Here is a 12669-nt window from a genome sequence, read left to right as displayed (position 1 = left end):
AGCACACCATGGCCAGCATTTCCTCCATCGGCAGTTCCGGCCTGCAGGCCGCCCAGTTGCGCTTGGATGCCTCGGCCAACAACGTGGCCAACATGAACACCCCCGGCTACCGCCGCGAGGTGGTGGCGCAGCAGGAGGCCAAGGACAGCGCGGGGGTGCAGGCCACGGTGCAGCGCGAGCAGGACGCCAAGGGCGTGGCGCTGGAGCAGGAGGCGGTGGAGCAGATGTCGGCCACCTATGCGTTCAAGGCCAACCTGCAGACCATCAAGACGCAGGATCAGATGATGGGATCACTGCTGGACACCCGGGCCTGACCGGCAAGCAAACCGCCGTGGCGGGCGGCAGTTGCTTCTGGCCCCTTCTGTATCACCTGATGCCCCGATTGCGGGGCATCGTCGTTTTTGCGCCGGGTTTTCCGACGATGGCGTCAGTGCGTCGACGCCATGCGCGCCAGGCGGTCGACCAGCCAGCGCTGAAACGCCAGGCCAGCGGTCGAACGGCTGTGAAGCGGGATCTTGTACATGGTGGGCTCCTTGCGGGGTCGGTTGCTGATGGATGAAGGAAGGGCTCGGACTCTCGTCACCCGGGCTGTGCCGCAAGCGCTGCATGCGCACCACCGGGCGCTGTGCCTGCGGCTTTGCGCAGCTTGCGGTCCCAGGCCTTTTCGTGAAAGAAAAACGCCACCGCCTGCACGGTAGGCTCCAGCAGGCTCAACGTGAGCGACGCCCAGAAATTGCCCGTCACCGCGTAGGCCACCATCGCGGCGACGCAGATGTGTACCAGGTAATAGCTGCCGGTTTTCATCAGCATGGTCTTGTTCTGGTGAGCGGCTTGGCGGATGCGGGTCATGGTGGGGCTCCTGTCAGTGGCAACGCCGATTCCGGGTGTGGAACGGCTCGGGAAGGCATGGAGTGAATGGTAGGCATTCTCAATAGCGAACGCCAATTGATTGCCGCTACTGCAGAGATAGCCGCTATGCACCGTGCCGAGCCTGTGCTGGCCGGTACGAGGAGAGCGCAGGGTGTGAACTACTTCACGGCCGCGCCCTGAAAAAAGCGCCGGAGGCCTGCAGCCCCGTTGCTATGATGGCCGCTCTCTTCAACCCCCTTCTCTTTGCTTTGGGAGCAGACATGGCCCTCATGGACTTCATCAAGAAACAGTTCATTGACATCATTCAATGGACCGAAGAGGGGGACGGCACCCTGGCCTGGCGCTTCCCCATGCGCGACATGGAAATCCAGAACGGCGGCACGCTGGTGGTGCGCGAGTCGCAGATGGCCATCTTCGTGAACGAAGGCCAGGTGGCCGACGTGTTCACGCCCGGCACCTACAAGCTCACCACGCAGACGCTGCCGGTGCTGACGTACCTCAAGAACTGGGACAAGCTCTTCGAGTCCCCCTTCAAGAGCGACGTCTACTTCTTCAGCACGCGCCAGCAGATCGACCAGAAGTGGGGCACGCCCCAGCCCATCACGATCCGCGACAAGGACTTCGGTGCGGTGCGCCTGCGCGCGTTCGGCAATTACGCCTTCCGCATTGCCGACCCCAAGCTGTTCCACACCGAGATCTCGGGCACGCGCGAGTCCTACCCCGTGGCGGACCTCGAAGGCCAGTTGCGCGGCCTGGTGCTGCAGAACATCAGCAACGCCATCGCCGGCAGCGGCCTGCCGTTCCTGGACCTGGCGGCCAACCAGGTCATGTTCGCCGATGCGCTGACCAAGGAACTCGCGCCCATCTTCGCCAAGCTGGGTTTGCTGATCGAAAACCTCACGGTGCAGAACGTCTCGCTGCCCGAAGAGCTGCAGAAGATCCTCGACCAGAAGATCGGCATGGGCATGGTCGGCAACGACATGGCCAAGTTCATGCAATACCAGACGGCGCAGGCCATCCCCAAGTTCGCCGAAAACAGCGGTGGCGGCAGCGGCATCGCGGGCGACGCCATGGGCCTCGGGGCCGGCGTGGCGTTGGGCCAGGTGCTGGCGCAGAACCTGCAGCAAGGCCTGCAGACGCCGGTGGCGCCTGCTGCCGCAGCGGCGGCCCAGGCGGCGGCTGTGCCCGCGGGCGTGCGGCCCGACGAGGTGATGGCCACGCTGGAGAAGCTGGGCGAGCTCAAGTCCAAGGGCATCCTGACCCAGGAAGAGTTCGACGCCAAGAAGGCCGAGCTGCTCAAGAAGCTGATCTGACCCGATTGCTATCATAATAATAGCTGCCTGCGCACGAGGGACAAGCGCCAGGGCCTTCACCGGCCCTGCATCGCGCTGAACGGCGCAGCACCAACACAGCACGATGGCCACCGCCGACCCCACACAGCGTTACTACCGCGCGCCCTGCCCGGGCTGCGGCGCGCCGGTTGAATTCCGCAGCGCGCAGTCCACGCACGCCGTCTGCGGCTACTGCCAGAGCACCGTGGTGCGCAATGGCGACGTGCTGCAGCGCCTGGGCAAGATGGCCGAGCTGTTCGACGACCACAGCCCGCTGCAGCTCATGGCCAGCGGGCGGATTCAGCTCGATGGCAAGGACATCCCCTTCACGCTGGTGGGCCGCCTGCAGTACAAGGGCGATGCGGGGGTGTGGACCGAATGGGCGGCGTTCCTCAACGACGGCACCCTGGCCACGCTGGGCGAGGACAACGGCGCCTACGTCTTCACCCGCCCCATCGACCCGGGCCGCGAGATGCCCGCGGCCGAGCGCTTTCGCGTCGGCACCACCACCGCCATCAACGGCAAGCCCTACAGCGTGGCCTACACCGGCCAGGCATCGCTCATCTCCGCGCAGGGCGAGCTGCCCAAGCTGCCGCCGCTGGGGCACCCCTTCGGCATGGTCGAGCTGCGCAGCGCCGACGGCGAAGTGGTCAGCATCGACTACGGCCACACCCCGCCCAATGTGGAGCGCGGCAAGTCCGTGCTGCTCGAAGACCTGCAGCTGCAGGGCCTGAAGGACGAGTCCGCCAAGGACGAAAAAGGCCGCCAGTTCAGCTGCCCGCACTGCGGCGCTCCGGTGCAGGTGCAGCTGTCCAGCACCAAGAGCCTCACCTGCGGCTCGTGCGCCAGCATCATCGACCTCAGTGGCGGCGTGGGCGGCGAGCTGCGCTCTGCCGAGCAGGACGAACCCGTACAGCCCATCATCCCGCTGGGCAGCAAGGGACAGCTGCAGGGCGTGCACTGGCAGGTGGTGGGCTTTCAGCACCGCATGGGCGTTGCGCCCGGCGACGACGAACACTTCGGCTGGAGCGAATACCTGCTCTACAACCAGAAGCGCGGCTTCGCGTTCCTGGTCGATTCGGAAGAAGGCTGGAGCATGGTGCGCCCCACCACCGGCGCGCCGCAGCTGGCCGGCACCGGCAGCACCGCCACCTACCTGGGCACGACCTACAAGCTCAAGTACAGCTACGAGGCCGAGACGACCTACGTGCTGGGCGAGTTCTACTGGCAGGTCACGCGCGGCCAGAAGACCTTCAACCGCGACTTCGAGGGCAGCAAGGGCGTGCTGTCGATGGAGCAAAGCACCAACGAGATCACCTGGTCCGCCGGCGACAAGCTGGCCAGCGACACGGTGGCCAAGGCCTTCAAGCTCGAAGACAAGCAGGACGTGCTCAAACGCGACGACCCGGGCCCGTTCGTGGCCAAGTCGGGCCTGGGCTGCGGCACCATCATCATCATCGCGGTGGTGATCTTGATCCTGCTCGTGCTGCTCAGCCGCTGCTCCAGCTGCGACCCGCAACGGGAGAACTGCTCGTCGTCGTCCAGCTACCGCAGCTCGGGGGGCTCGTACGGCGGGTACTCCTCGGGCGGCAGCCACAAGTAGGTGCGGCGCTGGAGGCCTCGGCTGGCGCACCGCCCCTCTTTTTTATTCAATCGACAGACAGACAACCGTTCCAAGGAGAACACATCATGATGGGAATCGAATGGCTCAAGCCCGCGGCGTTCCTCGGGTCCATCCTGTACGCACTGATCGGCGTGGTCATCTTCTGGGTGTGCTTCGTCATCGTCGACAAGATCACGCCGTACGACCTGTGGCGCGAAATCGTCGAAAAGCAGAACAGGGCCCTGGCCATGGTGGTGGCAGCGATGTGCCTGGGCATCAGCATCATCGTGGCGGCTGCGATTCATTGAATTCGGCAGTGCCGTACCGCGCATGCCGTCCGCACCCGCAGCGAACACACTCGCGCGGTCCACGCGAACAGCCTTGGCAGCCGCAATAGAAATTCAAGGTATGGACGCGAATGCGTTGTGACATGTCCTCTGCGGAGCTGACGGCCCATCGAATTGCAGGCTCGGTTGCAAGCGCACTCTCCCTCGGAGGACGGGCGTCATGAGTGGACGGAATAGCGCACCTGACACACAGCGTGACCGGCCGCAAAGGCGACGATCTGGCGTCCTACGCCCTTGCCGGTTTATGCCTTGTTGCTCCCCCAACTGCTGATTCCTGAGTTGGCGTATCGCAAGGAGTATGTGAAGGCGTTACTCAACGAGGTGTCCAAGAAAGGGCATTCGGAATATCGGCGGGAAAACCAAGGCGGCGGCGGGCGCTGGGCTCGACTTTCGAAGCTTCCGCTCTCGCCACGTGATGCCACGATTCATGCTCCGCAGAGCTTCCAAAACCCGGACTGATCCCAAACACAATGGATTTTCCCCAATGGGCTTCAAATAAGTCTTGGGCATCAATTGGTTGCGTTGAACTTGGCTCCCCAATCATCCCCAATCATCCCCAATCAGTCTCAGTCGGCTATTCATCGCGATTCATGAAATCACTCCACATCGTCATTCATCACGAGCATGCTGCAGAGCAGTTACGCCATAGCGCGGCAGGTATGCCTGATGCCCAGCGGCGCGGCACCACCGTCCCGCAACCGCAACCGCAACTCGCTGGGGTAGCGGGTTGACCATGGTGCAACCGTCGCCCGCACGACCGGCAGAACAAGCCTCGTCGCAGGGTGCCCGCCCCATCGACATCGCGCTGCTCATCAGCGTTTTCGTCGTGGCCGCCTGCGGCCTGCTGTACGAACTGGCCGCCGGGGCGCTCGCGTCCTATGTGCTGGGCGACTCGGTGCTGCAGTTCTCCACCATCATCGGCACCTACCTGTTCGCCATGGGCGTGGGCTCGTGGCTGTCGCGCTATTTCGAGCGGCAGCTGCCTGCGCATTTTTTGCGCATCGAGCTGCTGGTGGCGCTGGTGGGCGGGGCGCTGCCGGCCACGCTGTTCCTGGCCAATGCGTACACGCCGGGGGCGTTCCGGTTCCTGCTGTACGGCATGGTGATGGTGGTGGGCACGCTGGTGGGGCTCGAGATCCCGCTGGTCATGCGCATCTTGAAGCGCAACGTGGCGCTCAAGGACCTGGTCTCGCAGGTGCTCACCTTCGACTACCTGGGCGCGCTGGCGGTGTCGCTGGCCTTCCCGCTGCTGCTGGTGCCGCACCTGGGGCTGATCCGCACGGGGCTGCTGTTCGGCGTGATGAACGCCGCCGTGGCGCTGTGGGCCGTGTGGCTCTTTCGGCATGAGCTGCGCCGCCTGCGCGCGCACGTGGCCGCCTGTGCCATGGTGCTCGCGCTGCTGATCGCGGGCTTTGCCGGGGCAGACCACATCACCAGCTTTGCCGAGGACAAGTTCTACCAGGACCGCATCGTCTTCAGCACCGCATCGCCCTACCAGCGCATCGTCGTGACGCAGGGGCGGCTGGGCCACCGGCTCTACCTCAACGGCAACCTGCAGTTCGCGCAGGCCGACGAGTACCGCTACCACGAGGCCCTGGTGCACCCCGCCATGTCGGCCCACGGCCATCCGAAGCGCGTGGCCGTTCTGGGCGGCGGCGATGGCATGGCCGTGCGCGAGATCTTGAAGTACCCCTCGGTCGAATCCGTCACGCTGGTGGAGCTGGACCCGGCCATGACGCGCATCTTCAGCGAGAACCCCATGCTCGCGCAGCTCAACGGCAACGCGCTGCGCGACCCCAAGGTGAAGATCATCAACACCGATGCGTTCGGGTGGCTGCAGGGCAACACGGCCGAGCCGGGTGCCGAAGCGCAACCCCCAGCCGCCAGCGCCTCAGGCGCCAGCAGCACTGGGACTGCACCGCGCGTTCCAGCAAGTCCAGCAGCAATCCCTGCGGCGCTGGAGACCTTCGACGTGATCGTGGTGGACTTCCCGGACCCCACCAATTTTTCCATCGGCAAGCTGTACACCAACAGCTTCTACGCGCTGCTGGCCAACCGCCTGGCCGCCAGCGGCTATGCGGTGGTGCAAACCACCTCGCCGCTGGTGGCGCGCAAGAGCTTCTGGACGGTGGTGCAGACCATGGAGTCGGTGGGCCTGCAGACCGCGCCGTACCACGCCCACGTGCCCAGCTTCGGCGAATGGGGCTTCGTCATCGCCAGCCGCCGGCCCTGGCGCCTGCCCGAGACGCTGCCGGAGCACCTGCGCTTTCTGACGCTGGACTCGTTGCCGCTGCTGTTCGACTTTCCGCGCGACATGGCACGGGTGCCGACGGAGGTGAACCGGCTGTCGAACCAGGCGCTGGTCCACACCTACGAGCGCGAATGGGGAAAGCACTAGATGCCTATTCCCTTTTTGCACCCCACGGCTTAGCGGCCCAGCAAGTTTTGCCAATGAAAGAACCGTTCACGCTGAGCCTGTCGAAGCGCCGCACAAGGCTTCGACAGGCTCGGCCCGAACGGTGTGGATGGTTGACTGCAGACCCGAATCCAACACACTGACACCATGCAACGCCGCCATTTTCTAGCCACGGGTGCTCTTGCGACATCCGCAGTTCTGCTGCCGGGCTGCGACGAAGCGCCGCGCACGCTGCAAGGCGGCTTTGCCGGCATCGACATGCAGCGCGGCCATGCGCTGCGCGACCTGCTCAAGACCGGCAGCCTGCCCGAGCCCACGGTGCTGCGGCGCGCGCAGGTGATCATCGCGGGCGGTGGCGTGGCGGGGCTGGCGGCGGCGCGGTCGCTGCGGCTCGCGGGCGTGGACGACTTTGCGCTGCTGGAGCTGGAAGACAGCGCGGGCGGCAACAGCCGGGGCGGCGCGGTGGGGGGCATTGCCTGCCCGCTGGGCGCGCACTACCTGCCGGTGCCGGGCGACGATGCGCCCGAGGTGCAGAACCTGCTGGAAGAACTGGGCCTGCGCCAGCGCGTGTCCGGCCGCTGGCGCTACGACGAGCGCCACCTGTGCCACAGCCCGCAGGAGCGCCTGTTCTTCCAGGGTGAATGGCAGGAGGGCCTGCTGCCCGTGCACGGCGTGCCCGACACCACGATCGCGCAGTACCGCCGGTTTGCGCAGGCGGTGGACGATGCCACCCGGGCCGCGCGCTTCACCATGCCGATGATGCGGTCCCTGGGCCCAGGCCAGCCGCTGCCCCAGCCCCACCAGGCGCTCGATGCCGTCACGTTCGCCACCTGGCTGGATCAGCAGGGCTTCGACGACGAGCACTTGCGGTGGTACCTCGACTACAGCTGCCGCGACGACTACGGCGCAGGCACGGCCGTGGTGTCGGCCTGGGCGGGCATCCATTACTTCGCCAGCCGCCACGGCTTTCATGCGCCCGGCGAGGCGGCGGACGAGTCCCGCGAGAGCGTGCTCACCTGGCCCGAAGGCAACGGCTGGATCACCCGCCGCCTGGCGGCCCCGCTGCAGAACAATGCCCAGGGCGGCGGCCAGCTGCGCACCGCCACCAGCGTGCTGCGCATCACCGAAGGCCGCCACGGCGTGGAGGTGGACGCGTACAACCACGTCACCGACAGCGTGGAGCGCTGGCAGGCGCCGCGCTGCATCGTGGCGCTGCCGGTGCACATCGCCTCCCGCGTGGTGCGCAACCCGCCCGCGTTCCTGACCGGCGCGGCGCAGCGCCTGACCTGGGCGCCCTGGCTGGTGGCCAACCTCCACATCGACAGCCCGCTGACCGACCGCCCCGGCGCCGCGCCCGCCTGGGACAACGTGCTGTACGCCGACGCCACGCCCGGCGGCCTGGGCTACGTGGACGCAGGCCACCAGCGCCTGGACACCCGCGCCACACTGGCCGGCCCCACGGTGCTCACGTACTACCAGGCCCTGGGCAGCGTGCCCGACGGCCGTCAGCAACTGGCGCAGCAGCCCTGGCAGCACTGGGCCGAGGGCGCGCTGGCCGCCCTGTCCGTGCCCCACCCCGACCTGCGCCGCCGCGTCACGCGGGTCGAGGTCACGCGCTACGGGCACGCCATGGCCATCCCCACGCCGGGGCTGGTCACGTATTTGAGCCAAATCGGCCTCTACCGCGCACCTGGCAAGCGCAACCAGCTATCAAAAGCAGAGCGTGCGCTGGCCCTGCCCACGCCCGCCACGGCGCGCCTGGCGTTCGCACACAGCGACTGGTCGGGCTACTCGGTGTTCGAAGAAGCCTTCACGCGCGGGCATGGGGCTGGCCTGGTGGCGGCTGCGGGGTAGGCGGGCCGTGGGCGCGGCGATCCACATCGCAATCCACATCGGCCGGCAGGAGCTGTGTCTGCTCGATGGTGACGAGGTGCTGGCCCGCTACCCGGTGTCCACCGCGCTGAACGGCGTTGGCGAGGCCCGCGGCAGCGGCTGCACGCCACGCGGCCAACACCGCGTGCGGGCCAAGGTGGGCGCGGGCTGCGCACCCGGCACGGTGTTCGTCGGGCGCCGGCCCACGGGCGAGGTGTATTCGCCCGACCTGGCCGCGCAGCACCCCGGGCGCGACTGGATCCTGGCGCGCATCCTGTGGCTCACCGGCTGCGAGCGCGGTTTCAACCGGGGCGGCGGCGTGGACACGCTGCGCCGCTTCATCTACATCCACGGCTGCCCGGACGGCACGCCGCTGGGCGTGCCCGCGTCGCACGGCTGCGTGCGCATGGCCAATGCGGATGTGATCGACCTGTTCGAGCGGGTGCCCGTGGGGACGCCGGTGTTCATCCAGGCCTGAGGCCCGGCGGGGGCTGCGGCGTGGCAGCCGCCGTGCGGCAACGCCCTGGTGCGGCTTTTTGCCCAATTGTTCACGCTCCGGCCCCTGCCTGCGGGCGCAGGGGTGCGCTGGCCGCGGCAAACCGGAGACACTCGCGCATCGCCCACTTTTTTGGAGAAAAGACGCCATGACGCTCATGCGCCGCCTGCTCGTATCGCTTGCCACCGCGGTGTCCGCGCTGGTCCTCGTCTCGCCCGCTTCGGCCCAGGACATCGCCGGGTCCAAGGACAACCCCCTGGTCAAACGCTTCGCCGGCTCCACCATCGTGGGCTACGACTACAAGCGCTTCGACGAATACGTCGTGCCCACCGGCACCTACAAGAAGTACGACACCACCACCACCAAGCGCTCGTGGGCCAGCACCCTGCCGGTCGAGGGCGCGGTGACCCGCCTGTGGTACGAGGCGGCCGGCGACGCATCGCCCGCCGAGCTGGTGCGCAACTACCAGAACGAAGTGCAGGCTGCGGGCGGCACGGTGCTGTACGACTCCGGCAAGGACGACGCCTTCCGCGACCGCACCTGCTTTTTGTGCACCTACGGCTGGCGCAAGATCAACACCACGCGCTCGACCTACACCTTCACCCAGGCCGACACCGCCACCGCGCGCATCGCCAGCTTCAAGATCCCGCGCCCGCAGGGCGACATCTACATCGTGGTCGAGGCGGTCAGCTGGGCCAACGCCAGCAAGGACTACAAGGCCGTCAAGGGCGCCTACGCGGCGGTCGACATCATCGAGACCGGCGCCCTGCAGCAGAACATGGTCACGGTGAACGCGAGCGACATGTCCAAGGCCATCGCCACCACCGGCCGCGTGGCCCTGTACGGCATCCTGTTCGACACGGCCAAGGCCGACATCAAGCCCGAGTCCAAGCCCGCGCTCGATGAGATCGCCAAGCTGCTCAAGGCCGAGGCGACGCTCAAGCTGCGCGTGGTGGGCCACACCGACAACCAGGGTTCGCTCGATTCCAACATCGCGCTGTCCAAGCGCCGGGCCGAGGCGGTGAACGCCGCGCTCACCAGCCAGTACGGCATTCCGGCCGCGCGCCTGTCCGCCTTCGGCGTGGCCGACCTGGCCCCGGTGGCCAGCAATGGCGACGAAGGCGGCCGCGCCAAGAACCGGCGCGTGGAGCTGGTGCCGCTGTAAGCGGCGGCCCGCACTGGCCACGCACTCCGCGCCGCCGCCGCGGTGGTCGGTGCGGTCGGTGCGGTCGGTGTGGTCAGCGCGCAGCGCCCCGGGCCTGCCGCACCGGCGCCCCACGGTCACACCCTCGTCACGGGCAGGCGGCATCGTCGCCGCTTCATCTGCTTTCACTGCCCGAGCGACCATGTCCCGACTCTCCACCCTGGGTGCCTGCGCCCTGCTGGCGTGCACCGCCGCCGCCTGCTTCTCCACCTCTGCCCTGGCCCAGCAGGCCTACCCCGCCACGCTGGCCGGCCACGCCGTGCTGCCGGCGTTCACCGTCATCCCCGCACCCAAGGACGCACCGCAGGACCTGCAGGTCAGTGGCAAGTTCACCACCCCGCGCCGCGTGGAGACCATCGGCACGGTGATGGGCCAGTCGGGCGGGCGCGACACCGGCGTCTCGCTGCCCTTCAACGGCCAGCCGATCCAGGGCCACTCTGGCATCAAGCGCATGGCCGACGGATCGTTCTGGGTCCTCACCGACAACGGCGCTGGCGCCAAGGCCAACTCGGCCGACTTCATGCTGTACCTGAACCACTACACGGTGGACTTCCAGGGCGGCGAGTTCAAGCGCCAGAAGACGATTTTCCTGCACGACCCCGACAAGAAGGTGCCGTTTCGCATCACCCACGAAGGCACGGACCAGCGCTACCTGACCGGCGCCGACTTCGACCCCGAGAGCTTCCAGTTCGCCGGTGGCGCACTGTGGATCGGCGACGAGTTCGGCCCCTTCCTCATCAAGGCGGACCTGAACGGCAAGGTGCTGGGCGTGTTCGAAACCAAGGTCGACGGCAAGGTCGTGCGCTCGCCCGACGCCCCCGGTGTGCTGATGCCCGGCGCGCCAGACGCCAAGCCCACGCCGTTCGAGGTCAAGCGCTCCAAGGGCTACGAAGGCATGGCGTCGTCCAAGGACGGCAGCAAGCTCTACGCCCTGCTCGAAGGCGCGCTGTGGAACGAGGACGCCAAGGCGTACGAGAACGTGGGCGGCAAGCAATACCTGCGCGTGCTGGAGTTCGACGTGAAGAGCGAGCAATGGACCGGCCGCCACTGGAAGTACGTGCTGGAAGCCAACCACCATGCCATCGGCGACTTCAACATGATCGACGGCAGCATCTCGGGAGATGGCACAAGCGCCATGGGCCTGATCATCGAGCGCGACAACGGCGAAGGCACGGCCGACAAGGCCTGCCCCGCAGACCAAAAGCGCACCGACTGCTTCCACGACCTGGCCAAATTCAAGCGCGTTTACAAGGTCGAGATGAGCGACGCGAACGTGGGCGGCGAGATCCGCAAGGTCGGCTACATCGACCTCATGAACATCCAGGACCCCAAGCGCCTGTCGAAGAAGCCGCTGACCAACGGCGTGCTCACCTTCCCGTTCTTCACGATCGAAAACGTGGACGTGGTGGACGGCACGCACATCGTCGTGGGCAACGACAACAACATGCCTTTCAGCAGCAGCCGCGAGCCGAACAAGGCGGACGACAACGAGCTGGTGCTGCTGGAAGTGGGCGAGCTGCTGCGAGCGAAATGAAGTGACACCCCCCTGAGACGCTTCGCGTCTTCCCCCCGCTCTCGCACCGCTGCGCGATGCGGGCAGGGGGACGCAGCCCTCGCTGCGGGGCGGCCCTTGCTTGGCTGCCCTGGTCTGGGCTGCGCGTGTTGCAGGCGATGTCTGCTGTGCGATGCGCATGAATACCCGATGCCGACGGGTATCAACCCTCGTGCAACCTGCAATAGCTGTGGGTGGCAAAATTCCCGGTTTCCAATTCAACGCATTCGGAAGCCGCGCCACCATGTTCACAGGCATCGTCCAGGCCACGGCAGGCATTGCCGCCATCCAAGACCGCGCAGGCCTGCGCACCTTCACGCTCGACTTTCCGCCAGGCTTCTGCCAGGACCTGGCCATCGGCGCCAGCGTCTCCACCGACGGCGTGTGCCTCACGGTGACCGAGATCCTGTCGCCCACGCAGGCCAACTTCGACGTGATGCTGCAAAGCCTGAACATCACCACGCTGGGCAGCTACGCCGAGGGCGACCGCGTGAACGTGGAGCGCGCAGCCAAGGACGGGGCCGAGATCGGCGGCCACCCGCTGTCGGGCCATGTGGACTTCACCGGCACGCTGGTGCAGCGCCGCGAGTTCGACAACAACCTGGTGTGGCGCGTGGCGGTGCCCGAGGCCTTTCGCCGCTATATCTTCGCCAAGGGCTACATCGCCATCCACGGCGCCAGCCTCACGGTGGCCGAGGTGAACCGGCCAGAGGGCTGGTTCGAAATCTGGATGATCCCCGAGACGCGCCGCGCCACCGTGTTCGAGGGCAAACGCGAGGGCGATGCGCTCAACATCGAGATCGAGCGCAGCACCCAGGTGGTGGTGGACACCGTGCGCGAGGCGGTGCAGGAAAGCCTGGGCCGCCTGCAGCCCGTGCTGGAAGCCCTGCTCAAGGAAAAGGGCCTGTCGCTCGACGACTTCGTGCAGGCGCCGGTGCTGAAGTGACGTGGTGAGGGTGAGGGCCTGCAGTGCAGGCC

Annotated in this window: 12 protein-coding genes; 11 read left to right on the top strand and 1 reads right to left on the bottom strand. The window is 66.9% G+C overall.

Annotated elements, in window-relative coordinates:
- The first annotated feature begins 8 nt into the window (after window positions 1–8).
- The gene (locus ACSQ3D_RS19835) at window positions 9–314 is read left to right on the top strand and encodes a flagellar basal body protein (protein WP_056171407.1); all 306 of its coding nucleotides are present in this window, start codon (window positions 9–11) and stop codon (window positions 312–314) included.
- Between the two features lie 265 nt (window positions 315–579).
- Here ACSQ3D_RS19835 and ACSQ3D_RS19830 read toward each other — a convergent pair whose 3' ends face one another.
- Window positions 580–849 (bottom strand): DUF2061 domain-containing protein, encoded by a 270-nt coding sequence (locus ACSQ3D_RS19830; protein ID WP_056171405.1) that lies wholly within the window; start codon window positions 847–849, stop codon window positions 580–582.
- A 281-nt stretch (window positions 850–1130) separates the two neighbouring features.
- Between ACSQ3D_RS19830 and ACSQ3D_RS19825 the strand changes: the two genes are divergently transcribed.
- The 10 genes from ACSQ3D_RS19825 to ACSQ3D_RS19780 all read left to right on the top strand — a co-directional run bounded on the left by ACSQ3D_RS19825 (window position 1131) and on the right by ACSQ3D_RS19780 (window position 12637).
- Complete coding sequence (locus ACSQ3D_RS19825; RefSeq protein WP_436128026.1) at window positions 1131–2183, top strand: SPFH domain-containing protein; 1053 nt, start codon at window positions 1131–1133, stop codon at window positions 2181–2183.
- Window positions 2184–2286: 103 nt separating this feature from the next.
- On the top strand, window positions 2287–3804 hold the full coding sequence (locus ACSQ3D_RS19820) for a DUF4178 domain-containing protein (protein ID WP_056410962.1): 1518 nt from the start codon (window positions 2287–2289) through the stop codon (window positions 3802–3804).
- An 86-nt stretch (window positions 3805–3890) separates the two neighbouring features.
- Window positions 3891–4112 (top strand): DUF350 domain-containing protein, encoded by a 222-nt coding sequence (locus tag ACSQ3D_RS19815; protein ID WP_056171400.1) that lies wholly within the window; start codon window positions 3891–3893, stop codon window positions 4110–4112.
- A gap of 288 nt (window positions 4113–4400) precedes the next feature.
- The gene (locus ACSQ3D_RS19810; protein WP_436128025.1) at window positions 4401–4610 is read left to right on the top strand and encodes a hypothetical protein; all 210 of its coding nucleotides are present in this window, start codon (window positions 4401–4403) and stop codon (window positions 4608–4610) included.
- Window positions 4611–4884: 274 nt separating this feature from the next.
- Window positions 4885–6549, top strand: coding sequence for a polyamine aminopropyltransferase (locus ACSQ3D_RS19805; RefSeq protein ID WP_436128024.1), 1665 nt, complete (start codon window positions 4885–4887; stop codon window positions 6547–6549).
- A gap of 165 nt (window positions 6550–6714) precedes the next feature.
- On the top strand, window positions 6715–8421 hold the full coding sequence (locus ACSQ3D_RS19800; RefSeq protein ID WP_436128023.1) for an NAD(P)-binding protein: 1707 nt from the start codon (window positions 6715–6717) through the stop codon (window positions 8419–8421).
- Between the two features lie 7 nt (window positions 8422–8428).
- Window positions 8429–8917: a L,D-transpeptidase family protein gene (locus ACSQ3D_RS19795; RefSeq protein ID WP_436128022.1), complete on the top strand. Its 489-nt coding sequence runs from the start codon at window positions 8429–8431 to the stop codon at window positions 8915–8917.
- Between the two features lie 166 nt (window positions 8918–9083).
- A complete protein-coding gene (locus tag ACSQ3D_RS19790; protein WP_436128021.1) occupies window positions 9084–10100 on the top strand; it encodes an OmpA family protein in 1017 nt (338 codons plus the stop codon).
- 181 nt (window positions 10101–10281) lie between these two features.
- Window positions 10282–11673 carry an esterase-like activity of phytase family protein gene (locus ACSQ3D_RS19785; RefSeq protein WP_436128020.1) on the top strand — a complete coding sequence of 464 codons (1392 nt, stop codon included), beginning with the start codon at window positions 10282–10284 and terminating at the stop codon, window positions 11671–11673.
- 262 nt (window positions 11674–11935) lie between these two features.
- A complete protein-coding gene (locus ACSQ3D_RS19780) occupies window positions 11936–12637 on the top strand; it encodes a riboflavin synthase (protein ID WP_056410973.1) in 702 nt (233 codons plus the stop codon).
- Window positions 12638–12669: the final 32 nt, after the last annotated feature.

This window comes from Acidovorax sp. LjRoot117 (genome assembly GCF_964252695.1).
GTDB lineage: Bacteria > Pseudomonadota > Gammaproteobacteria > Burkholderiales > Burkholderiaceae_C > Acidovorax.
The sequence above is the reverse complement of the archived record's forward strand: the minus strand, read 5'-3'. Positions and strand labels throughout refer to the sequence as shown.

Coding starts and splice junctions, on each gene's coding strand:
- ACSQ3D_RS19805 (WP_436128024.1), top strand. CDS start 4,885: ATGGTGCAACCGTCGCCCGCACGACCGGCAGAACAAGCCTCGTCGCAG.
- ACSQ3D_RS19825 (WP_436128026.1), top strand. CDS start 1,131: ATGGCCCTCATGGACTTCATCAAGAAACAGTTCATTGACATCATTCAA.
- ACSQ3D_RS19820 (WP_056410962.1), top strand. CDS start 2,287: ATGGCCACCGCCGACCCCACACAGCGTTACTACCGCGCGCCCTGCCCG.
- ACSQ3D_RS19790 (WP_436128021.1), top strand. CDS start 9,084: ATGACGCTCATGCGCCGCCTGCTCGTATCGCTTGCCACCGCGGTGTCC.
- ACSQ3D_RS19785 (WP_436128020.1), top strand. CDS start 10,282: ATGTCCCGACTCTCCACCCTGGGTGCCTGCGCCCTGCTGGCGTGCACC.
- ACSQ3D_RS19800 (WP_436128023.1), top strand. CDS start 6,715: ATGCAACGCCGCCATTTTCTAGCCACGGGTGCTCTTGCGACATCCGCA.
- ACSQ3D_RS19835 (WP_056171407.1), top strand. CDS start 9: ATGGCCAGCATTTCCTCCATCGGCAGTTCCGGCCTGCAGGCCGCCCAG.
- ACSQ3D_RS19830 (WP_056171405.1), bottom strand. CDS start 849: ATGACCCGCATCCGCCAAGCCGCTCACCAGAACAAGACCATGCTGATG.
- ACSQ3D_RS19780 (WP_056410973.1), top strand. CDS start 11,936: ATGTTCACAGGCATCGTCCAGGCCACGGCAGGCATTGCCGCCATCCAA.
- ACSQ3D_RS19815 (WP_056171400.1), top strand. CDS start 3,891: ATGATGGGAATCGAATGGCTCAAGCCCGCGGCGTTCCTCGGGTCCATC.